General features: G+C 60.7%; 22 protein-coding genes. 11 read left to right on the forward strand and 11 right to left on the reverse strand.

The annotated features are described in order from the left end of the window. Positions 1-100 precede the first annotated feature (100 nt). From AB9L16_RS15560 to AB9L16_RS15575, 4 genes are all read right to left on the reverse strand, one after another. Positions 101-1,003: a TIGR03915 family putative DNA repair protein gene (locus tag AB9L16_RS15560; protein WP_375122354.1), complete on the reverse strand. Its 903-nt coding sequence runs from the start codon at positions 1,001-1,003 to the stop codon at positions 101-103. Then, the gene (locus AB9L16_RS15565) at positions 1,000-2,220 is read right to left on the reverse strand and encodes a putative DNA modification/repair radical SAM protein (protein WP_024013352.1); all 1,221 of its coding nucleotides are present in this window, start codon (positions 2,218-2,220) and stop codon (positions 1,000-1,002) included. Before AB9L16_RS15565 ends, AB9L16_RS15560 begins: the two co-directional genes overlap by 4 nt. Before the next feature lie 167 nt (positions 2,221-2,387). Next, a complete protein-coding gene (locus AB9L16_RS15570) occupies positions 2,388-3,707 on the reverse strand; it encodes an Nramp family divalent metal transporter (RefSeq protein WP_236168605.1) in 1,320 nt (439 codons plus the stop codon). Positions 3,708-3,787: 80 nt separating this feature from the next. Then, the gene (locus tag AB9L16_RS15575; protein WP_095182013.1) at positions 3,788-4,324 is read right to left on the reverse strand and encodes a chalcone isomerase family protein; all 537 of its coding nucleotides are present in this window, start codon (positions 4,322-4,324) and stop codon (positions 3,788-3,790) included. 146 nt (positions 4,325-4,470) lie between these two features. Here AB9L16_RS15575 and AB9L16_RS15580 point away from each other — a divergent pair, with 146 nt between their 5' ends. Further along, positions 4,471-5,244 (forward strand): hypothetical protein, encoded by a 774-nt coding sequence (locus AB9L16_RS15580; RefSeq protein ID WP_041476998.1) that lies wholly within the window; start codon positions 4,471-4,473, stop codon positions 5,242-5,244. Positions 5,245-5,328: 84 nt separating this feature from the next. After that, positions 5,329-5,886, forward strand: a complete 558-nt coding sequence (locus tag AB9L16_RS15585) for a hypothetical protein (protein WP_252884433.1) — start codon at positions 5,329-5,331, stop codon at positions 5,884-5,886. Here the strand turns inward: AB9L16_RS15585 and AB9L16_RS15590 are convergent. The 3 genes from AB9L16_RS15590 to AB9L16_RS15600 form a co-directional block, all read right to left on the reverse strand. Continuing rightward, a complete protein-coding gene (locus AB9L16_RS15590) occupies positions 5,876-6,592 on the reverse strand; it encodes an alpha/beta hydrolase (protein WP_375122355.1) in 717 nt (238 codons plus the stop codon). The genes AB9L16_RS15585 and AB9L16_RS15590 overlap by 11 nt on opposite strands. Positions 6,593-6,798: 206 nt before the next feature. Then, positions 6,799-7,911 carry a succinylglutamate desuccinylase/aspartoacylase family protein gene (locus tag AB9L16_RS15595; RefSeq protein WP_375122356.1) on the reverse strand — a complete coding sequence of 371 codons (1,113 nt, stop codon included), beginning with the start codon at positions 7,909-7,911 and terminating at the stop codon, positions 6,799-6,801. A gap of 200 nt (positions 7,912-8,111) precedes the next feature. Further along, positions 8,112-8,891: an ABC transporter substrate-binding protein gene (locus AB9L16_RS15600; RefSeq protein ID WP_375122357.1), complete on the reverse strand. Its 780-nt coding sequence runs from the start codon at positions 8,889-8,891 to the stop codon at positions 8,112-8,114. Between the two features lie 26 nt (positions 8,892-8,917). Between AB9L16_RS15600 and AB9L16_RS15605 the strand changes: the two genes are divergently transcribed. Continuing rightward, entirely contained in the window at positions 8,918-9,163 is a 246-nt protein-coding gene (locus AB9L16_RS15605; RefSeq protein WP_095182018.1) for a hypothetical protein, read from the forward strand. A gap of 61 nt (positions 9,164-9,224) precedes the next feature. Here the strand turns inward: AB9L16_RS15605 and AB9L16_RS15610 are convergent, their stop codons facing one another. Next, on the reverse strand, positions 9,225-9,653 hold the full coding sequence (locus AB9L16_RS15610) for a rhodanese-like domain-containing protein (protein ID WP_041477005.1): 429 nt from the start codon (positions 9,651-9,653) through the stop codon (positions 9,225-9,227). A gap of 101 nt (positions 9,654-9,754) precedes the next feature. On the opposite strand from AB9L16_RS15610, the gene ftrA reads away from it, so the two are divergent. From ftrA to AB9L16_RS15625, 3 genes are all read left to right on the forward strand, one after another. Next, positions 9,755-10,744, forward strand: coding sequence for a transcriptional regulator FtrA (gene ftrA / locus AB9L16_RS15615; RefSeq protein ID WP_150634978.1), 990 nt, complete (start codon positions 9,755-9,757; stop codon positions 10,742-10,744). A 191-nt stretch (positions 10,745-10,935) separates the two neighbouring features. Further along, a complete protein-coding gene (locus AB9L16_RS15620) occupies positions 10,936-11,259 on the forward strand; it encodes a type II toxin-antitoxin system RelE/ParE family toxin (protein ID WP_095182021.1) in 324 nt (107 codons plus the stop codon). Between the two features lie 3 nt (positions 11,260-11,262). Then, positions 11,263-11,571, forward strand: coding sequence for a helix-turn-helix domain-containing protein (locus tag AB9L16_RS15625; RefSeq protein WP_016775213.1), 309 nt, complete (start codon positions 11,263-11,265; stop codon positions 11,569-11,571). Between the two features lie 133 nt (positions 11,572-11,704). Here the strand turns inward: AB9L16_RS15625 and AB9L16_RS15630 are convergent, their stop codons facing one another. Then, positions 11,705-12,043: an FKBP-type peptidyl-prolyl cis-trans isomerase gene (locus tag AB9L16_RS15630; RefSeq protein WP_041477007.1), complete on the reverse strand. Its 339-nt coding sequence runs from the start codon at positions 12,041-12,043 to the stop codon at positions 11,705-11,707. A gap of 131 nt (positions 12,044-12,174) precedes the next feature. Here AB9L16_RS15630 and AB9L16_RS15635 point away from each other — a divergent pair, with 131 nt between their 5' ends. Together AB9L16_RS15635 and AB9L16_RS15640 are read left to right on the forward strand one after the other, a co-directional pair. Further along, positions 12,175-13,221, forward strand: a complete 1,047-nt coding sequence (locus tag AB9L16_RS15635; protein ID WP_375122358.1) for a M4 family metallopeptidase — start codon at positions 12,175-12,177, stop codon at positions 13,219-13,221. Between the two features lie 14 nt (positions 13,222-13,235). Further along, positions 13,236-13,547 carry a protealysin inhibitor emfourin gene (locus tag AB9L16_RS15640; RefSeq protein ID WP_041477010.1) on the forward strand — a complete coding sequence of 104 codons (312 nt, stop codon included), beginning with the start codon at positions 13,236-13,238 and terminating at the stop codon, positions 13,545-13,547. Positions 13,548-13,568: 21 nt separating this feature from the next. Here AB9L16_RS15640 and AB9L16_RS15645 read toward each other — a convergent pair whose 3' ends face one another. Beyond that, a complete protein-coding gene (locus AB9L16_RS15645; protein WP_056789015.1) occupies positions 13,569-13,877 on the reverse strand; it encodes an RcnB family protein in 309 nt (102 codons plus the stop codon). Between the two features lie 889 nt (positions 13,878-14,766). Between AB9L16_RS15645 and AB9L16_RS15650 the strand changes: the two genes are divergently transcribed. Beyond that, positions 14,767-16,059 carry an MFS transporter gene (locus tag AB9L16_RS15650; protein WP_016775219.1) on the forward strand — a complete coding sequence of 431 codons (1,293 nt, stop codon included), beginning with the start codon at positions 14,767-14,769 and terminating at the stop codon, positions 16,057-16,059. 12 nt (positions 16,060-16,071) lie between these two features. Beyond that, entirely contained in the window at positions 16,072-16,842 is a 771-nt protein-coding gene (locus AB9L16_RS15655) for a substrate-binding domain-containing protein (protein ID WP_375122359.1), read from the forward strand. Here the strand turns inward: AB9L16_RS15655 and AB9L16_RS15660 are convergent. After that, positions 16,832-17,746 carry a LysR family transcriptional regulator gene (locus AB9L16_RS15660; RefSeq protein WP_016775221.1) on the reverse strand — a complete coding sequence of 305 codons (915 nt, stop codon included), beginning with the start codon at positions 17,744-17,746 and terminating at the stop codon, positions 16,832-16,834. The two genes, AB9L16_RS15655 and AB9L16_RS15660, sit on opposite strands and share 11 nt — an antisense overlap. 249 nt (positions 17,747-17,995) lie before the next feature. On the opposite strand from AB9L16_RS15660, the gene AB9L16_RS15665 reads away from it, so the two are divergent. Continuing rightward, positions 17,996-19,804 (forward strand): monovalent cation:proton antiporter-2 (CPA2) family protein, encoded by a 1,809-nt coding sequence (locus AB9L16_RS15665; protein ID WP_024013370.1) that lies wholly within the window; start codon positions 17,996-17,998, stop codon positions 19,802-19,804. Positions 19,805-19,909 lie beyond the last annotated feature (105 nt).

A 19,909-nucleotide genomic window follows, 5' to 3' on the forward strand; every position in this document is an offset into this window, starting at 1 on the left:
AAGAACGTCACCCCCTCACCCCAGCCCTCTCCCCCAAGGGGGCGAGGGGGAAAGGGAGCCGATTTTTGTGCTTTTCAAAATCCGAGTTCGACGCGAACTTTCAGGTCGGTGTAGTACGGGAGAACACCTGGGTCGGCTCCCTCTCCCTCCGGGAGAGGGCTGGGGTGAGGGTTTGCTTTTGATTTTTGGAGGCAATGCGCTTGCCCGTCCGATCCGAAATCCCGCTCGCCTGCCCATTCTGCTGTTTGCCCATCCGCGCCTGGGTGATCAATCCCGGTATCAACTCCCCCTCCGGCAGATTCTTCCAGAACCGCACCGGCAGATGCCCTTGCATGACCTTCGGGTTCAACCGCGCCGGGTTGAAGATGTGGCTGTAATAGGTCAACCACAAATCGCCGTGGGGGTCGTCGACGTTCTGCGCCAGTTGCTGCCATTCAATCGGGCACTGCCGCTCGTGAATCAATTGCTCACCGTCGTAATAAACGCCGTCACGCGGTGTGGCGATCAACCAGCGATGCTGGCCCATGCGCCCGATAAAGTGCTCGCTGGCGCTGTGCAGAATGTCATGGGCCGGCTCGTGCCACGCCACGTATTGTGGACCGGGCAGATCCTTCGACCGCTCGATGAAACGCACGAATGCATGCAGATGATGGGCCTCGCGGCTGACCTGCTTGATGCGCCGCTGCAATTCGCTGCCGAGCTTGTCGCCCGCCATCATCGCCGTGCGGTCGCCGTGACTGACGCGCCAGAGCACTTCATACAACAGGCTCCAGCGCTGTTCGCCGCGATAGCGCGCCGCTTGCTCAAGGGTGGCGAGCAGCGCGCGGGGAATACGCGCCTGAAACGGCCCCTGCCCTTCGGGCACCTGTTCATCACTGGCAAACAGATCGCCCGCCCCTTCCGCCGCCCAGCTCACCAGACTCGGATCGATTTCATGGCTGAGCAACCAGCGCGCCTGCTGACGCCATGTGTCGAACAGGTCATCGCAATCAAGACTGATCATCCCCACAACCCCATCTGCTGCGGCATCGGTCGGTCGCGCAATTGCTGATAGAGCATGTGGCTGGTGACTTCCGCCTGTTGCGGGTGGTAATCGCTGGTGATGATGAAAGGCTTCGCCTTGGCCAGCACGCAGCGCATCCGCGCCACGTCTTCGTAACGGATTCGCCGCTGACGGCGCAACTCGACCAGGCGCTCGGTGGTGCGCAAGCCAATGCCCGGGATGCGCGCGATCAACGTCGCGTCGGCACGGTTCAGGTCCAGCGGAAACACTTCGCGATTTTCCAGCGCCCAGGCCAGCTTCGGGTCGATATCAAGCGCCAGATTGCCCGGGCCTTTAAGCAATTCGTCAGCGCTGTAGCCGTAGCTGCGCAGGAGGAAATCAGCCTGATACAAACGGTGCTCGCGCATCAGCGGCGGCGCGGCGAGCGGTACGCTTTTCGGGCTGTCGGGGATCGGGCTGAACGCCGAGTAATAGACCCGGCGCAAACGGAAGTTGCCGTACAAGGATTGGGCGCTGTGGAGGATGGTGCTGTCGTCGGTGTCATCGGCACCGACGATCAATTGCGTGCTCTGCCCGGCCGGGGCGAACTTTGCCGAGCGCGGCTCGTTCAATACCGTCTGCACGCCGGTGTAGATGGTGTTCATCGCTTGCTTGATGGAAGTTATGTCCTTCTCCGGCGCCAGTGTCTGCAGGCTGGCATCGGTGGGCAATTCTATGTTGACGCTGAGGCGGTCGGCGTAACGCCCAGCCTCCTCGATCAAGGCCGGATCGGCTTCCGGAATGGTCTTCAAATGGATGTAGCCGCGAAATTCGTGCTCTTCTCGGAGCAACTTCGCCACCCGCACCAGTTGCTCCATGGTGTAGTCCGCCGAGCGGATGATCCCGGAGCTGAGAAACAGGCCGCTGACGCAGTTGCGGCGGTAGAAATCCATGGTCAGCGTCACGACTTCTTCCGGGGTGAAGCGCGCACGCGGCACATCGCTGGAACGGCGGTTGACGCAGTACTGGCAATCGTAAAGGCAGAAGTTAGTCAGCAGGATTTTCAGCAACGACACACAGCGCCCGTCCGGCGTGTAGCTGTGGCAAATGCCCATGCCGTCCGTCGAACCGAGCCCGCTCTTGCCCTCGGAGCTGCGCTTGGGCGCACCACTGCTGGCGCAGGAGGCGTCGTACTTGGCGGCGTCGGCGAGGATGCTGAGCTTGTCGATGATTTGCATGGCACGGACTCTTTACTGTGTGCATATACAGTATAGGCTCGCCCGCCGCGAAACAAGTTGATGGATGACCCCTCGTCGGCTGGCCAGCTGAATTGTGGCGGCCCGCGAAAACCTGTGGGAGCGAGCCTGCTAGCGAAGAGCCCCTGCCAGTCACCGCAACTCAGTGATCAAACCGCCCACTGCAATATCAACCAGCTGTTCGCCCCGCTGATCAACACAAACAGCCCCCAGGCCAGCACCCGCGTGGGCCAGCGGTTGACGAACGGCCCCATCAACTGCCGGTCGTTGGTCATGCGAATCAGCGGGTACAAGGCAAACGGCAGTTGCAGGCTGAGCACGACCTGGCTCAACACCAGCAACTTGCCGATCGCGTTATCGCCCATGAGCCAGACGCCGATGAACGCCGGAATCAGCGCCAGCCCGCGAGTGATCAAACGCCGCTGCCAGCACGGGATGCGCAGGTTCAGATAGCCCTCCATGATGACCTGCCCGGCGATGGTCCCGGTGAAGGTCGAACTTTGCCCCGACGCGAGCAGCGCCACGCCGAACAGCACACTGGCCAGCGCACCGCCAACCAGCGGGTCGAGCAGGTGATACGCGTCCTGAATATCGACCACATCGGTGTGTCCGGACTGGTGAAACGCCGCCGCCGCGAGAATCAGGATCGCCGCGTTGACCAGCAGCGCCAGGGCCAGCGAACCGATGGTGTCGATACGTGCCAGTTTCACCGCGTCCTGCTTGCTCGCCAGATCCTTGCCGATCATCCGCGTCTGCACGATCGAGGTGTGCAAGTAAAGGTTATGCGGCATTACTGTGGCGCCGAGGATGCCAATGGCCAGATACAGCGGCGCGGCATCGCCGATGGCCGCCAGCGAAGGTTTGAAGCCCAGCGCCACGTCTGGCCAGTACGGTTTGATCAACAACAACTCGACGAAGAAACACACGCCGATGGTCGCGACCAGCACCAGCATGATCGCTTCGAGACGGCGGAAGCCCCGGTTTTGCAGGGCCAGCACCAGCAACGTGTCGAACGCCGTCAGGGCGATGCCGAAGGTCAGCGAGCAACCGAGCAGCAAGTGAAACGCGAGAGCGCAGCCAAGCACTTCGGCGAGATCGGTGGCGATGATCGAGATCTCCGCCAGTATCCATTGCAGGCGCGCTGTCGGGGTGCTGTAGCGCTCGCGGGACAACTGCGCCAGATCGCGCCCGGTGGCGATGCCCAGCCGCGAGCACAGACATTGCACGACCATGCCGGCCAGACTCGCCAGCAACACCACGAACAACAGGCTGTAGCCAAAACGCGAACCGGCCTCGATCGCGGTCGCCCAGTTGCCCGGGTCCATGTAGCCGATCGACACCAGCAAACCGGGACCGGCGAAACGCAGCACACGTTTGAAGAACGAGGCAGTCGGATCGACCGCAACACTGCCGGCCACTTCCGGCGGGCAAAACGGCGCGGTGGCGATTTTGGGCAGACTGAATTTCACGCACACATCCAGAAACAAAAACGGGAGCCCGGCAGCTTAGTCGTTTCGCCTGATGCCTTGAAGCGCAAAGATCACTGAACCTATGGATTCACCCCCAGCAACTGCTCGCGCAACTCGGGACTGCGTGTTCGCGGATCCAGCCAGATATCGAAAAACGCCTTGGCAAACTGTGGATCCTCAATCTCATGCTGCAGCTTCTGGCCGACAAAAAACCGCGCGCCCTGCCCCGGCAGATACACGCCGGTAATCCGCGTGCCGGCCTGAACGTCGACAAACGATTGCTGCATCTGCGTCTGCCAGCCGGCCAATTGCGCTGAAGTGACCCGGGGACCGGCAAGGCGTTTGATCTCATCGACGCTGGTGCTGACCAGATCGTCTCGCGAGATATTGCGCCGGTAGATCAGCTCCAGAGCAAACGGCTGGCCGTCCGCCAGAGGCCGCGCGGCACTCCACAAGCGCGCGCTGTAAACGTCGAAGCCGAACACGCTGAAATCGCCGCTGCCGATAATTTGCGCGCCCGGGACTGCGTCCTGCCAATTGGCCCATGTCGGTGTGAGCAACAGCGCCCATAAACCGATGCCACAACAGCCACGAACGAGCTTGGGTGTTCTGTTCATCGCCGTATCGTCTCCACTGCATTCTGATGATCAAAGCATAGCCGGATTCGCGCCTGAATTTTTGTATACAAAAATTGCGAACATAGGCAGCAATCTTTAATCGGCAGTGCTAACGTGGCTCATCCTGACCCGATGGAGACACCCGCGTGCTGATCCTCAAACTGCTGCTGATTCCCGGTTTTCTCCTGCTGATTTCCCTGGCGGGCAAACGCTGGGGGCCGAGCGTGGCCGGGTGGCTGTCGGGATTGCCGGTGGTGGTCGGGCCGATTCTGTTTTTTCTGGCGATCGAACAAGGGCCGCAGTTTGCCGCGCAATCGGCGGTCGCGGCGCTGTCGGCAATGTTCGCGATGATCGCTTTCTGCATCACCTATGCGCAGGTGGCGCAGCGGGCGAACTGGCCGTGGGCGTTGACCATTTCACTGGCGGTGTGGGCCGCGCTGGCGGCAGTCTTGTCGGTGATCCCGGCGTCCTTGCCGTTCTCGGTGATTGCGGCAGCGGTGGCACTGCTCGCTTCGCCTTATCTGTTCCCTGAGGTGCATCCAGTATTGAACGGGCCAGCACCGAAGTCGGACAAACTGATCTGGCGGATGATCGCCGGTGCGGCGCTGACGCTGGTGGTGACGATGCTGGCCAGCACCGTCGGCGAACGCTGGAGCGGCCTGCTCGCGGTGTTCCCGGTGCTCGGCAGCGTCATGGCGGTGTTCTCGCAACAAACGCGCGGCCCGGCGTTTACCGCTGCGTTATTGCGCGCAACGGCAACCGGCATGTATTCGTTCTCGGCGTTCTGCCTGGTGTCGGCCTTGACGCTGCCGACCATGGGCCTCAGCGGCTTCGCAGTGGGAGTGGCAGTGTCGGTGGCGATGCTCGGGGTGACCCGGCGTCTGCTGGCGCGGCCAGTGGCCAAGGCGCAAGCACAATAACCGCCTGGACGAATCGCGCTGGAACGGCCGGCACGCTCCGTGGGATGATCGCCCGCCTCGCGCGACCATTCACCGGAGATTCACATGTCATTGTTGAGCAAAAAAGCCGTTGTTCTGATGCTGGCGGCCGTCGCTGGTTTCGCCGCGATCAACGCGCACGCCGCCAAGGAAAAAGTCAAAACCGAGAAGGTCTCGCTGCTCGACGGCAAGTTTGCCTTTGTCCTGCCCAAAGGCTTTGTCGCCGACCCACTGCCCGCCAGCCCGAGCGGGGCCAAGGGCACGATGTACACCAACCAGACCACCAAAACCGTGGTCATCGCCGCCGAAAACCAGATCCCGGCTGGGCAGAACGTCAAGGACAACGACGGTGAGTTTCTCGACGGCAGCGTGTCGAGTTTCATCGACGATCAGCGCAAGGCCCTGCCGGACTTCAACAAGCTCAGCGAAAAAAGCCTGACCCAAAAAGGCACCGGCCTGGGGCTGCGTCAGGTTGACAGCACCGCCACCCAGGGCGGTGGCCAAACCCTGAACACCACGCTGCTGGCCGGCTCGGGGACGAAGATGGCGCTGGTGCAGGTGATTTCCCGCGTCAGCGACAAGAAAGCTCACGATGCCTTGATCAAAGCCATCGTCAAGGATTGAGCCGCTGCAACCAGCCATTCAGATCGCGCAATTCGGCCGCACTGATGCTGTGGCCGACGCCCGGATAAGCGTGAAACTCGGGCTTGTAATCGAGTTTTTGCAATAGCGCGTTGGCCTCGGTGCCGTGACGGTAAGGCACCGGATCATCAGCGGTGCCGTGGCCGATAAAAATGCTCAGCGGCAGTGGCGCTTGCCCGGGCTTGAGTTCCGCTTTGAGCACCGGCAACAAGCGCCCGCTCAACGCGGCAAACCCGCCCACGACCACCGGCGCGCGCAGGCCCACTTCGTAGCTCATCATCGCGCCCTGGCTGAAGCCGATCAGGTACACCTTGTCCGGCGCGGCGTGATATTTCTTCGCCGCCTGGGCGACAAAGTCGCGCAGCTTCTGGCCGCTGACCTTCAGATCATCGGTCTCGCCGTTGTAGGCGCCTTCGCCCTTCTTGCGAAACCACTGGAAACGTCCTTCACCCAACGTCATCGGCGCGCGCACGGAAAGGTAGTTGTACTGCGCCGGCAGCTGAAACTTCATACCTATCAGATCGGCCTCGTTACTGCCGTAACCGTGCAGGAAAATCACCAGCGGACGTGGTTCAGAGTCGGCGTGGACCTGTTCGAGGTATTTGAGCGGCAAGTCGGATTGCAGGGTGGTTTGCGCGTGGACGGCGGTGGATGCGAGCAGGGTCAGCAGGGCGAACAATTTCAGCATTGCAGCGTTCCTTCACAGAGTGTCGGGTTCGCGGGGGAGCCTAACATTCTCGGCTGAGGATCCAAATTTTGTGGTGCGGCTGATGCCGCTATCGCTGGCAAGCCAGCTCCCACAAGAATTACGGCGTCTACAAAATCTGGGATCAACCGCAACCCTGTGGGAGCTGGCTTGCCAGCGATGGGGTCAGCAAATTCAGCGAAGAGCCATCAGTCGTTGGTGAGCTTCCCGGTTCTAAAAGGCACCCGCCCCGCCACTTTCGCCTGCCAGATCCCCGGCTCGGTATAACGCCCGCGATCAATCGCAAACAGCACCCCGCTGATGCCGGCGCGCACGGTGGTCACGCGATCCTGCAACGGGTCAACAACCTCGAACAGCGCATCGCCCTGCTCTACCCACTCGCCGGCATTGCGCAAGAAACTGACCACGCCGTGGTGCGGGGCGAACAGGTATTCGGTGCCTTCAAACGGCAGACCTTCACAACATTCGCTCGGCGCCGCCGGCCATTCGCCGCTGATGAAACCCTGCTCGGCGAGAAAGCCCAGAATCGCTTCGCAATTGGCCTGAGCCTGTTCGACGCGGGTGTCGCCCATACTGCCCAGCTCCAGCGTCGTCGCCAGATTCGCCGCCGGAATCGCCGCGTTCGGGAATGCTTTGGCCAGACGCAACCATGGCGTCGAGCAGGACTCATCGAACGAGCTGCCACCGGAGTCTTCGCAGAGCAATGCCACGCCCGCCTTCAGCCGCGCCGCCAGCGATTGCCACTGCGGCCAGTGTTGCGGCAGCGCATAGAGGTGAATCGCAGCGTCGAAGTCGCAATGCAGATCGAGGGTGATGTCGGCGTCGCAGGCGTGGCGCAGCAACAAGCGGTGCAAGGCCTCCAGTTGCGAGGCCGGTGCCGGCAATTCTTCGAAGACTTGAGCCATGGCCTGGCGAATCAGCGCGACGTTGGCCTCGGCATCCGCGCCCAGACGCTCGCCCACCAGCGCTGCCACCGGGGCGCTGAGTTCGACGAACGCGCGGTTGAAATTCTTGCCGCTGCCCAGTTCGAAGCGGCCCATGTGATTGCCTTGCAGATGCTGTTCCAGGCCGATCGGATTGGCCACCGGCACCAGCTCGATAACGCCCTGCAAACGGCCCTGCTGTTCCAGTTCGTTCAAGCGCAGCTTGAGTTCCCATGCGGTACGCATGCCCGGCAATTCATCGGCGTGCAGGCTGGCCTGGATATACACCTTGCGGCTGCCGGCGCCGTAGCGAAAAACGCTGAGGGAGCGCTCGCTGCCCAAGTGGCTCCAGGGCAGAACGTGGTCGATGCGTTGCATGAAAAACTCCTGAATAGCTGGATTACGCAAATCCCTGTGGGAGCGAGCCTGTTCGCGAATGCGTCAGGTCACACGATGACGATGTCGAATGTCAGACCGCTTTCGCGAGCAGGCTCGCTCCCACAGAGAATTTCCATCAATAAAAGAACATAAAAAAAGTGGCCACCGCGCAAACGGGGCCACTTTTTTTTCACGGCGTATTAATGGCCGTATACGTCAAAGTCGAAGTACTTGTCCTGGACTTTCTTGTACTCGCCATTGGCGCGGATTTCGGTGATGGCTTTGTTGAACTGCTCAGCCAGTGCGGTATCGCCCTTGCGCACCGCGATGCCAGCGCCGCCGCCGAAGTACTTGGCGTCTTCGTAGGTCGGGCCGACGAATTCGAAGCCTTTGCCGGCGTCGGTTTTCAGGAAACCGTCGCTGAGGTTGACCGAGTCAGCGAGCATCGCGTCGATACGCCCGGACACCATGTCGAGGTTGGCTTCCTGCTGCGAGCCGTAGCGCCTCAGTTCGATCCCGGCCGGAACCAGCACTTCGGTCGCGTAACGGTCGTGAGTACTGGCGCGCAGCACGCCGACTTTCTTGCCCTTGAGTTCGGTCAGCGGGTCTTTCACGCCCGAGCCTTCCTTCATCACGAAACGTGCCGGGGTGTGGTAGTACTTGATGGTGAAGTCGACGTTCTTCTTGCGATCGTCAGTGATGGTCATCGACGACAGGATCGCGTCGATTTTTTTCACTTTGAGTGCCGGGATCAGGCCATCGAACTCTTGCTCGACCCACGTGCATTTGACTTTCATCTGCGTGCACAGTGCGTCACCGATGTCCACGTCAAAACCAGTGAGTTTGCCGTCAGGGGTTTTCATCGAGAATGGCGGGTACCCGGCTTCGATACCGATGCGGAACGGCTCGTCGTCTTTGGCCACAGCGGTCAGGGACAACATCGACAGTGCCAGGGCACCGAACATCACTAGCTTTTTCATTTATTACTCCCGTGCGGAGGCTTTTATTGGCAGCTTTCGAGTCAGCGTTCGGTCATGGCGTTCTAACGGCAAAAACCGAAGTGGCCGGCAGTCTATGGCGGCGCGCACGGAGGCAATTGTTTTTAAGCGACAAATACTTACAGAACATCGGCGATCACTTTGACGAGAGTAAACGCGTGCGCCGTGTTGGTGCGAAGGATGTAGAACAAGACTGTTTTCAGAGCAAGAAACGCCGATCCCCCGTAGAGCTGCTGGAGGCTGCGATCTTTTGATCTTGTTTTTTTTGAGATCAAGATCAAAAGATCGCTGCCTCCGGCAGCTCCTACAGAAACGTCAGCATTCGCAGGCCACAGGTGTATTGGCGACTGACGCCGCGCTCAGTTCGAAACCTTCATCGAGCCATCCGGTGACGCCGCCGATCATCTCCTTGACTGGATAGCCCAATGCCGCCAGCTTCACCGCAGCCTTGTTCGCCCCATTGCAATGCGGCCCGGCGCAATAGACTACGAACAAAGTGTGTTTCGGGTAATCGGCCAAGCGCTCCGCCGTGAGCAAGCGTGTCGGGATATTGATCGCGCCGGGCACATGGCCGCGCTCGAACGCCAATGGGCCGCGCACATCCACCAGAACGAAGTCGACCTCCCCGGCCTCTTGGCTACTGAACACGTCGGAACAATCGGTTTCGAAGGTCAGACGATTGCTGAAATGCATCAGGGCAATCGCCGAAGGTGCGGCGGGGATTTCGCGAACCAGGCTGGTCATGTTGTGTTGCTCCTTTGTCTGTGGGGGATGAACAGACTTTATCGAGACGGCGCTTGCCGCTACAGTGGCGCGCAAGACACCGACCGGGAGTTTTCCGCCAAATGCTCACTCAGCCCAATCTGGTTGCCATTCTGGCCTACGATGGCCTCTGCACATTCGAGTTCGGCATTGCCGTGGAGATCTTCGGCCTGGCCCGACCAGAGTTCGATTTCCCTTGGTACGAGCATGCGATTGCCGCAGTCGATCCAGGCCCGATGCGCGCCATGGGTGGCATTCAGGTGCTGGCCGATGGCGGCCTGGAATTGCTCGCCGAAGCGCGCACCATCGTCATTCCGGGCTGGCGCGACCGCAACGCCCCGGTACCGCCTGCGCTGATCGACGCATTGCGTCGGGCGCATGACCGAGGCGCGCGGTTGCTGTCGATCTGCTCGGGCGTGTTCGTCCTCGCCGCCAGCGGCCTGCTCGACGGCCACCGCGCTACCACGCACTGGCGCTACACCGGTGAACTGGCGCAACGCTTCCCGGCGATCGAGGTCGATCCGGACGTGCTCTACGTCGACGCCGGTCAACTGATCACCTCCGCCGGCAGCGCCGCCGGCATCGACGCCTGCCTGCATCTGGTGACACGTGACTTCGGCACGCAGGTCGCCAACGCCGTCGCGCGGCGACTGGTCATGTCGCCACAACGCACCGGCGGCCAGGCCCAGTTCATCCCCACCCCGGTCAGCCCGACGCCCCGCAGCGACCTGTCGCGCGTCATGCAATGGGCCCGCGAACGCCTGCACGAACCACTGGAAGTCCGCGACCTGGCCAGTGAAGCGGCAATGAGCGAGCGCACGTTTCTGCGGCGCTTCACCGAAGCCAGCGGGCAAACGCCCAAGGCGTGGCTGCAACATGAACGCTTGGCGCGAGCGCGGGAGCTGCTCGAGAGCACCCATCAACACACCGAGCAGATCGCGCAGCGCTGCGGCTATCGCTCGGTGGAAAGTTTTCGTGTGGCGTTCCGCAGCGTGGTGGGCGTACCGCCGTCGGTTTATCGGGAGCGGTTTGGGCGAAGCAACAAGCTTTCGCTCCATCCCGCAGCGTTTTAAGCGCTGACGTTGACGGCGAGGCCGGCAGAAACGCTCGCGGTGAAAATTGTGAAACGGAAAATGCGGCTTGCTTTATATTGATTCTGATATAACCTGAAAATCAAACGGGCACTGGCATTTCTTGCAATAAAACTCACCGTCGCCGCTTACGTTCAGCTATTACGCTTTTCCTTTTGACACAGGACAAGCCGATGCCGAAACACAAGGATGTGGTGTTCGTGGGAAGCGCGTTGAAAGATCTCAAAGCGTTCCCGGTTGATGCCCGAAGAGCGGCGGGGTTTCAGCTGGACCTGTTGCAACAGGGTGATGCCCCACTCGATTGGCGCCCTGTGAAAACCGTAGGACGCGGTGTTAACGAAATCAGGATCACCGAGGACTCAGGGGCGTTTCGCGTGTTTTATGTAGTCAATCGACCTGAAGCAATCTATGTGCTTCACGCCATGCACAAAACCACACGTAAAACGGAAATTAGAGACATCGAACTGGCCCGGGCCAGATATCAGGAAATAGGTTAAGCCATGAAGGAACATCAAGACTCATCCCAACGATTTTCCAGTGTATGGGATGCATTGGAGGACACGCCTCAGGAAGCTGCCAACATGCGTCTGCGAGCCAAGCTCATGCGTTCGCTTTGCGAGACCATTCGAGCGTGGGAGCTCCCTCAAAAGGACGCGGCACAGAGATTGGGAATCTCGCAGCCGCGCCTCAATGATGTACTCAACGGGAAAATCGACAAATTCTCGCTCGATGCATTGGTCAACCTGTCAGCTGCTGCAAGGCTGGAGGTGGACATTTGCTTTCCGTCAGGCCCGTTGCAATGGGCCTGACGCTGGCTTTGCGTGGCAATGTCCACCCTGCATTCCGAGTTTTGAAATCGAGGGAGTTGAATAGCATTCAACTTCGCAGTTAACCATCGACATCATCCAGCTGCACAGGAGTTCCGCTGGATGATTCCCCCCTTCAATCCTCCCGCGTCAAAACCTCCAGCAACTCAATTTCAAACACCAGATTCGAATTCGGCGGGATCTTGCCCATGGTCCGCTCGCCGTAGCCCAGATGCGCCGGTACCAGCAATTTGCGTTTGCCGCCGACCTGCATGCCCATCAGCCCCTGATCCCAGCCTTTGATCACGCGGCCAGTGCCGATCACGCACTGAAACGGTTTGCCTCGGCTCCAGGACGAATCGAATTCAGTGCCGTCTTCCAGCCAGCCGGTGTATTGGGTGGTGATCAGCGCGCCTTTCACCGCGGCTTTGCCGTCGCCCGGTTGCAGGTCGATGATTTGCAGTTCGTCTGTCATGTCGTTGGCTCTCGAGATGTTCGCAGGCGGCGTTTTTCGCAGAATCCGGCGTCGATGGCAATCCATGGAACCGAAAACGCGCCTTGCCGCTCACATGTGTATCGACATCGTATGACGACAAGGATGCTTAGATGACCGACTCTCGATTGCTGCGCAGTTTCATCCCGCCCTACATCCTCAACCGCATCATCGCCCACGGTTCCGAGCCGCAGCGCAACGCCGCGATGCAGACGCTCAACCATGTGCGCAGCCTGCTGCCCAACCCCGGCCGCCCTTCGCAGCCGCCGGCGCGCGCGATTCTGCCGGAAGCGAGCAAGCCTGGCCTGGCGCGGCGCAGTGTGCATGATGCGCAGAACAAAATGCTCTTGCCGGGCATGCCGGTGCGCCTTGAGGGCCAGCCGGCGTCGGGGGATCCGGCGGTCGACGAGGCTTACGATGCGCTGGGCGCCAGCTATGATTTCTTTTGGAAGGTGCTTGGTCGCGACTCGATCGACAATCAGGGATTCGCGCTGATCGGCAGCGTGCATTATGGCCAAGGCTACGAGAACGCATTCTGGAACGGCGCGCAGATGGTCTTCGGTGACGGCGATGGCGAAATCTTCCAGCGCTTCACCCGCTCGCTCGACGTCATCGGCCATGAACTGGCCCACGGCGTCACCGAAAGCGAAGCCGGGCTGATTTATGCCAACCAGTCCGGCGCGCTGAACGAGTCGCTCTCGGATGTATTCGGCGTGTTGATCAAGCAATACATCCTCGGCCAAACCGCCGAGCAGGCAGACTGGCTGATCGGCGCCGACCTGCTGATGCCACAGATCCAAGGCAAGGGCCTGCGCTCGATGTCGCACCCCGGCACGGCATACGACGACCCGATGCTGGGCAAGGATCCGCAACCGGATCACATGCGCAAGTTCGTCATCACCAGCGAAGACAATGGCGGCGTGCACATCAACTCCGGCATTCCCAACCGCGCGTTTTACCTGGCAGCGCGAGCGTTTGGCGGCTTCGCTTGGGAAAAGGCCGGACACATCTGGTACGACACGCTGTGTGATGACCGTTTGAAACAGGACGCAACATTCGACGCGTTCGCGAAACTGACGATCGACCATGCTGACCAGCGCTTCGGCGCCGAAGCAGCCGACACGGTGCAGCAAGCCTGGGCACAGGTCGGTATCGAATAATCTGAGGAGACCGTATGAAAACGCTACCCGAGCTGGATAAAGATTCCGTTTTGCGCGTATCTCGCCAGGGTGGCGTTGCAGCGATTCACAGCCTGAGCCGCCCACGGGAAATCGAATTCGCGCAATGCGACATCAGTCAGCGTTCGAGAATATGCTCGGTGCTCGAAGGTTGCCTGCCACTGGACAGCAGCGAATCCGGCCGTGGGGATCAGCGCTTCTACCAGATTGAGGTGCGCTACCCGTCAGGGGAAATGGTGTTGAAGGTGCCAGAGGATCGGGCGCCTGGCGAGCTGGTGCAGCTTTGGGACAAGGGGGAGCTTCTGTAAACGCTCCCCCCGATGTTCAGGCTATTTCTCGACGGGATGCATCTCGACAATCGTGCCGTTGGTGATCATCACCATCACGTACTTGTCATTGATCTGCACCCACTGCGCCTGCTCGATCGGCGCTTTCAGACCTTTGGCTTTCCAGTTCTTAAGCGCCTTGTCTTCGCGCTGGTACATTTCCGGTGCGCGGTCGTTGACCTTCAACTGGCGGTCGCTGGTCGGCGATTGCACGGCGGGTTCGCTGGAGGTTTGCGCCGCTTGAACAACGGGCGTGATCCCGGCAATGCCGGCAACGAGGGCCAGGCTGGCGATTAGGGTTTTGCTGTTCATCGGTGAACCTCTTTCAGATGAGTAGTACCTGAACTCCGACTGCGTGGCGCAGGAAACATTCCTTGTTTTTTGCCGGAGGTGGCCGTCAGAAGGCTTTGTCCATCAGACCACCATCGCTGGCAAGCCAGCTCCCACAGGGTTTTGTATTACAGCGCAATTATTGACCTGAGCTCCGGTCCTCTCCTACAAAACCAAGCAAAGCAAAGCAAGATCAAAAGATCGCAGCCTTCGGCAGCTCCTACAGTTGGATCGCGTGAATTCGATGGAAACGGGTTCACCTGCAGGCCGTCGTCGCGATCAGGCTCGCCCCCACCAGAAAAGCAAAGCAGCGCAGCTGCCCGCGGCGAAGCCGCCCCACTCAACAATGAGCGCAAGCTCGAGTGCTTTTGATCCTGCTTTTGATCCACCGGCGACGTCGGAAGGCTGAGTGGAGGGATTGATCCGGGGGTGGGAGCGCAGCGACCGTCTGGCGCAGCCAGACACAGCGGAAGGAGGTGCAGCGAAGCAAACCGTAGCCGCTGCGCCCGGATCGATCCCGCAGCGAAGGAACCCGAGCCTGCGAGGGCCGAACGCAGGAGCAAGCGTTTTTTTGCTTACTTTTTTTAGGCGTTTGTAAAAAAAGTGAGTCGCCGTAAGGGCGAAACCCTAAGCGGCCATGACCGCAGCAACGGATATGTACCCGGTCAGCCAGAACAAATCATCGCCCGACGCGACGCAGGCTTGCTCCCACAAATGCGCCAGGCACTGAAGCCATTGATCCGCCCCACGCATCAATCCATGCCAACAATGCAATTAACAGATTGTTACATCTGCGCCACCATCCACCTCAATAAAAACCGTGCGCCGCCTCTCCGTAGCGCACGTCATAAAAGCGGTGGAGTACTTTTCAATGACAGCCTCAATCCCAACCAACGGCTCGCGGGCCGGTGCCATCTTCCGGGTGACCTCGGGCAACTTCCTCGAACAGTTCGACTTCTTTCTGTTCGGCTTCTACGCCACGCAGATCGCGGCGGTGTTCTTCCCGGCGAGCAGCGAGTTCGCCTCCCTGATGATGACGTTCGCGGTGTTCGGCGCAGGCTTCCTGATGCGTCCGCTGGGCGCCATTGTGCTCGGCGCCTACATCGATGACGTCGGACGGCGCAAAGGTCTGATCGTCACCCTGTCGATTATGGCCAGCGGCACGATATTGATCGTGCTGGTGCCCGGCTACGAAACCATTGGCCTGTTCGCCCCGGCACTGGTACTGATCGGGCGGCTGCTGCAAGGCTTCTCGGCCGGTGCGGAATTGGGCGGTGTCTCGGTGTATCTGTCCGAAATCGCTACGCCGGGCCGCAAAGGCTTTTTCACCGCTTGGCAGTCGGCCAGTCAGCAAGTGGCGATCATCGTTGCTGCCGCGCTGGGCTACGGTCTGAACCAGTGGATGGAGCCGCAAGCCGTGGCCGCCTGGGGCTGGCGCATTCCGTTTTTCGTCGGCTGCATGATCGTCCCGTTCATCTTCTTCCTGCGCCGCAACCTGGCGGAAACCGAAGAGTTCGCCGCACGCAAACACCGTCCAAGCATGCGCGAAGTGTTCCGCACCCTCGGCCAGAACTGGGGCGTGGTGCTCGGCGGGATGTTGATGGTCGCGTTGACCACTACCGCGTTCTACCTGATCACCGTGTACGCACCGACCTTCGGTAAAACCGTGCTGCACCTGAGCACTTCCGACGCGCTGCTGGTGACGCTGCTGGTGGGTGTGTCGAACTTCTTCTGGCTGCCGATTGGTGGTGCGTTGTCCGACCGGATCGGCCGTCGCCCTGTGCTGATCGGCATGGCCTTGCTGGCGCTGGCCACGACTTATCCGGCGCTGTCGTTCCTAGTGCAGGCGCCGAGCTTCACCAACATGCTGCTGTCGCTGCTGTGGTTGTCCTTCATTTACGGCTTGTACAACGGCGCGATGATTCCGGCGTTGACCGAAATCATGCCGGTGGAAGTGCGCGTCGCCGGTTTCTCCCTGGCTTACAGCCTGGCCACCGCGATTTTCGGCGGTTTCACCCCGGCGATGTCGACCTTCCTGATCCAGTACACCGGCGACAAAGCCGCGCCAGGCTACTGGATGAGCATCGGTGCCCTGTGCGCCCTGTGCGCCACTCTTTATCTGTACCGCCGTGCCGGTGGTCGTCTGCAACCTGTCGCGGCCTGAGGAAAACTCGCCATGAAAAAACTTTTTACTGTCACCGCCCTGCTCGCCGGTCTCGCGTTCAACTTCGCGGCCCAGGCCGAAGAACTGAGCGTGATGACCTCCGGTGGTTTCACTGCCGCCTACAAGATCCTCGGGCCGAAGTTCTCCGCCGCAACGGGCAACACGCTCACCACCAGCCTCGGCCCGTCGATGGGCAAGGCGCCGGAAGCGATTCCCAATCGTCTGGCACGCGGTGAGCACGCCGACGTGGTGATCATGGTCGGTTACGCCCTCGATGAGCTGATCAAACAAGGCAAGGTCGACCCGGCCTCCCGCGTTGAACTGGCGGACTCGCGGATCGGCATGGTGGTGCGTGAAGGCGCGGCGAAACCGGACATCAGCAGCGTCGACGGCCTGAAGAAAACCCTGCTTGATGCGCAGTCGGTGGCCTACTCCGACAGCGCCAGCGGCGTGTACATCGAGCAGCAGCTGTTCAAGAAACTCGGCATCGAAGATCAGTTGAAACCGAAAGCCAAGATGATCGCCAGGATCCCGGTCGGTTCGGTGGTTGCCACTGGCGACTATCAGTTGGGCTTCCAGCAGGTCAGCGAATTGCTGCCGGTGCCGGGCGTTAGCTTCGTCGCGAAGATTCCGGAATCGGTGCAGTCGGTGACACGTTTTGCCGCTGGCATTCCGGTCAAGGCCGAGCATCCGGAAGAGGCCAAAGCCCTACTCGCCTACCTCGCTGCACCGGCCGCTCAGGCTGATGTACAGGCCACCGGGCTGGATTCGGTCAAGCGTTGATCGTTGGCGGCTGGACGCGCATCTCCACGACCAGCCGCTCCAGTTCCAGTGCCGCCGGGGTCAACGTGCGATCCCGGCGCTTGATGATGCCGACACTGCGCATCACCTGCGGCTCAATCAGCGGCACCCGCGTCAGGATCGGATGATCCGGGCCGGGCATCGCCATCAACGGCACCGCCGCCACGCCCAACCCCGCCTCCACCAGACCGATCATCGTCGTCACATGCCGCGTCTCGCAGATGCTTTGACGCTGCGGCACCACCCCGCCCAAGGCCTGATCGAGCAGAAAGCGATTGCCCGAGGTCTTGTCCAGCGCGATGTAATCCTGCTGATAGAACTCGTCCCAACTGACGCTGCTGCGCCCGGCCAGCGGATGATCGCGACGACAGGCGACAACGTAGCACTCCTGCACAAGCGGTTCGAACTCGACTTTGGCATCCTGCGTGCCGAGAAAACTCAAACCGAAATCCGCCTCGCCATTGACCACCGCACTCAACACATCGTGAGCGCTGGAATCGAGGACTTTGACCTTGATCCGCGGAAACTGCTGGTGATAGCGCGCGACCACGCGGGGCATGAAGTAGTACGCCGCCGAGGGCACGCAGGCGACGGTGACATGGCCCAGACGGGTCGAGGCGACTTCGCTGATGCCGAGCAAGGCAATGTCGAGATCATCCAGCAAGCGCTCGACGCTGGGCATGAAGCCGCGCCCGGCCTGGGTCAGGCTGACCTTGCGCGTGGTGCGCTCGAACAGTTTCACGCCGAGGGCGTCTTCGAGCTTTTCAATGCGCCGGCTCAGCGCCGGTTGTGACAGGCGCACGGTGTCGGCAGCCTTGCGAAAACTGCCCTGCTCGACCACCGCGCGAAAGGCTTGCAAGTCGTTGAGGTCGAAGTTGATGGCCATGGCGTTTCCGGAAATTGATGCGCAGGGGTTATAAATGTAACCAGTTGATGCAAATTATTACAGACCTGATGGAAGCTGCCCTTGTGGGAGCGAGCCTGCTCGCGAACGCGGGGCATCAGTCAATGGATAGGTGGCTGACCCGGCGCATTCGCGAGCAGGCTCGCTCCCACATTGGTTCTCGAATGGTCTGGAGACCGCGTAACCTTTATCCTCGTCACCCCCGCCGTAGCCGTAGTCAGGAGTCGTTCCATGCCCCATGAAGGCAATTTGTTGCAAGCCGCCGTCGTGTTTCTGTTCGCGGCCGTGCTCACCGTGCCTTTGGCCAAACGTCTGCAACTGGGCGCGGTGCTCGGTTATCTGTTTGCCGGGGTGATCATCGGCCCGTCGGTGCTCGGTCTGATCGGCAACCCGCAAAGCGTTGCGCATATTTCCGAGCTGGGCGTGGTGTTGCTGCTGTTCATCATCGGCCTCGAATTGTCGCCGCGGCGCTTGTGGGTGATGCGCAAATCGGTGTTCGGCGTCGGTCTGGCGCAGGTGCTGTTGACCGCTTCGGTGATCGGCGTGCTGGCACTGTCGGTGTTCGGCCAGCCGCTGAACAGCGCGATTGTGCTGGGCCTCGGTCTGGCGCTCTCCTCCACGGCGTTCGGCCTGCAAAGCCTCGCCGAACGCAAGGAACTGACCAGCCCCCACGGGCGTCTCGCGTTTGCGATTCTGCTGTTCCAGGACATCGCCGCGATTCCATTGATCGCCCTGGTGCCGATGCTCGCCGGCGTCGATCATCACACCAGCACCGCCGACGATATTCGTCACAGCTTGCAGGTGCTCGGCGGCATTGCCGTGGTGGTGATCGGCGGACGGTATCTGCTGCGTCCGGTGTTCCGCGTGGTGGCAAAAACCGGGCTGCCGGAAGTGTCCACCGCCACCGCGTTGCTGGTGGTGATCGGCACAGCATGGCTGATGGATCTGGTCGGTGTGTCGATGGCGCTGGGTGCGTTTCTCGCTGGTCTGCTGCTGGCGGATTCGGAATACCGGCATGAGCTGGAAGCGCAGATCGAACCGTTCAAGGGCCTGCTGCTCGGGCTGTTTTTCATCAGCGTCGGCATGGGCGCCAACCTCAGCCTGTTGTTGAGCGCGCCGATCACCGTATTGGGCCTGACCTTGTTGCTGATCGGTCTGAAATTGCCGCTGCTGTTCGTGGTTGGGCGCTTGGCAGGAGGATTGAACAAGATCAGCGCAATCCGCCTCGGCATCGTCCTTGCCGCCGGCGGTGAGTTTGCGTTCGTGGTGTTCAAGATCGGTCGCGATCAGGGCCTGTTCGAGCCGCGTCTGTACGACCTGCTGGTGCTGACCATCACCCTGTCGATGGCGCTGACGCCGTTGTTGCTGTTGATCTGCGCGCGTCTGGTCAGCCCGAAAGTGCAGCCGGTGGAAGTGCCGGAGAAATTCCGCGAAATCGACACCGAAGCGCCGCGCGTGGTGATTGCCGGCATGGGCCGGATGGGGCAGATCGTGGCGCGGATTCTGCGCGCGCAGAACATCAAGTTCGTTGCGCTGGACACCTCGGTGGAAACCATCGAACTGTCACGCAGCTTCGGCGGCGTACCGGTGTTCTACGGCGACCCGATGCGCCCGGAAATCCTTCACGCGGCGAAGGTCGGCGAGGCGGAGTATTTCGTCATCGCCACGGACGATCCGGAGACCAACATCAAGACTGCCGAAGTGGTGCACAAGCTGTATCCGCACATGAAAATCATCGCCCGCGCGCGTAACCGTCAGCACGTGCATCGCCTGGTGGATGTCGGCGCGGAAGCGATTCGTGAGACCTATTACTCGAGCCTGGAAATGAGCCGGCGCACGCTGGTCGGCCTCGGTCTGACCCAAGCCCAGGCCGATGCGCGGATCAAGCGTTTCAAGCATCACGACGAACAGGTGCTGGAGGCGCAACACGCCGTCTACGACGATGCCGCCAAAGTCCTGCAGACCGCCCAGGAAGCCCGGGCGGAACTGGCCAAATTGTTTGAATCGGATCAGCTCGAAGAGGAAGCCCGAAAATCCTGATCGTGCCTTGCCCAGAACCAACTGTGGGAGCGAGCCTGCTCGCGAAAGCGTCGAATCAGTCACCCAATACTTCACTGACAGATTGCATTCGCGAGCAGGCTCGCT

It is taken from the genome of Pseudomonas sp. LW8 (assembly GCF_041956865.1).
In the GTDB taxonomy this organism is placed as follows: domain Bacteria; phylum Pseudomonadota; class Gammaproteobacteria; order Pseudomonadales; family Pseudomonadaceae; genus Aquipseudomonas; species Aquipseudomonas siliginis.

Excerpts from the sequence above, each read along its gene's own strand:
- ftrA (WP_150634978.1), top strand. The coding sequence starts at position 9,755 with ATGCTCACTCAGCCCAATCTGGTTGCCATTCTGGCCTACGATGGCCTC.
- AB9L16_RS15655 (WP_375122359.1), top strand. The coding sequence starts at position 16,072 with ATGAAAAAACTTTTTACTGTCACCGCCCTGCTCGCCGGTCTCGCGTTC.
- AB9L16_RS15660 (WP_016775221.1), bottom strand. The coding sequence starts at position 17,746 with ATGGCCATCAACTTCGACCTCAACGACTTGCAAGCCTTTCGCGCGGTG.
- AB9L16_RS15595 (WP_375122356.1), bottom strand. The coding sequence starts at position 7,911 with ATGCAACGCATCGACCACGTTCTGCCCTGGAGCCACTTGGGCAGCGAG.
- AB9L16_RS15600 (WP_375122357.1), bottom strand. The coding sequence starts at position 8,891 with ATGAAAAAGCTAGTGATGTTCGGTGCCCTGGCACTGTCGATGTTGTCC.
- AB9L16_RS15630 (WP_041477007.1), bottom strand. The coding sequence starts at position 12,043 with ATGACAGACGAACTGCAAATCATCGACCTGCAACCGGGCGACGGCAAA.
- AB9L16_RS15645 (WP_056789015.1), bottom strand. The coding sequence starts at position 13,877 with ATGAACAGCAAAACCCTAATCGCCAGCCTGGCCCTCGTTGCCGGCATT.
- AB9L16_RS15650 (WP_016775219.1), top strand. The coding sequence starts at position 14,767 with ATGACAGCCTCAATCCCAACCAACGGCTCGCGGGCCGGTGCCATCTTC.
- AB9L16_RS15575 (WP_095182013.1), bottom strand. The coding sequence starts at position 4,324 with ATGAACAGAACACCCAAGCTCGTTCGTGGCTGTTGTGGCATCGGTTTA.
- AB9L16_RS15565 (WP_024013352.1), bottom strand. The coding sequence starts at position 2,220 with ATGCAAATCATCGACAAGCTCAGCATCCTCGCCGACGCCGCCAAGTAC.
- AB9L16_RS15625 (WP_016775213.1), top strand. The coding sequence starts at position 11,263 with ATGAAGGAACATCAAGACTCATCCCAACGATTTTCCAGTGTATGGGAT.
- AB9L16_RS15620 (WP_095182021.1), top strand. The coding sequence starts at position 10,936 with ATGCCGAAACACAAGGATGTGGTGTTCGTGGGAAGCGCGTTGAAAGAT.
- AB9L16_RS15640 (WP_041477010.1), top strand. The coding sequence starts at position 13,236 with ATGAAAACGCTACCCGAGCTGGATAAAGATTCCGTTTTGCGCGTATCT.
- AB9L16_RS15610 (WP_041477005.1), bottom strand. The coding sequence starts at position 9,653 with ATGACCAGCCTGGTTCGCGAAATCCCCGCCGCACCTTCGGCGATTGCC.
- AB9L16_RS15560 (WP_375122354.1), bottom strand. The coding sequence starts at position 1,003 with ATGATCAGTCTTGATTGCGATGACCTGTTCGACACATGGCGTCAGCAG.
- AB9L16_RS15665 (WP_024013370.1), top strand. The coding sequence starts at position 17,996 with ATGCCCCATGAAGGCAATTTGTTGCAAGCCGCCGTCGTGTTTCTGTTC.
- AB9L16_RS15635 (WP_375122358.1), top strand. The coding sequence starts at position 12,175 with ATGACCGACTCTCGATTGCTGCGCAGTTTCATCCCGCCCTACATCCTC.
- AB9L16_RS15590 (WP_375122355.1), bottom strand. The coding sequence starts at position 6,592 with ATGCTGAAATTGTTCGCCCTGCTGACCCTGCTCGCATCCACCGCCGTC.
- AB9L16_RS15585 (WP_252884433.1), top strand. The coding sequence starts at position 5,329 with ATGTCATTGTTGAGCAAAAAAGCCGTTGTTCTGATGCTGGCGGCCGTC.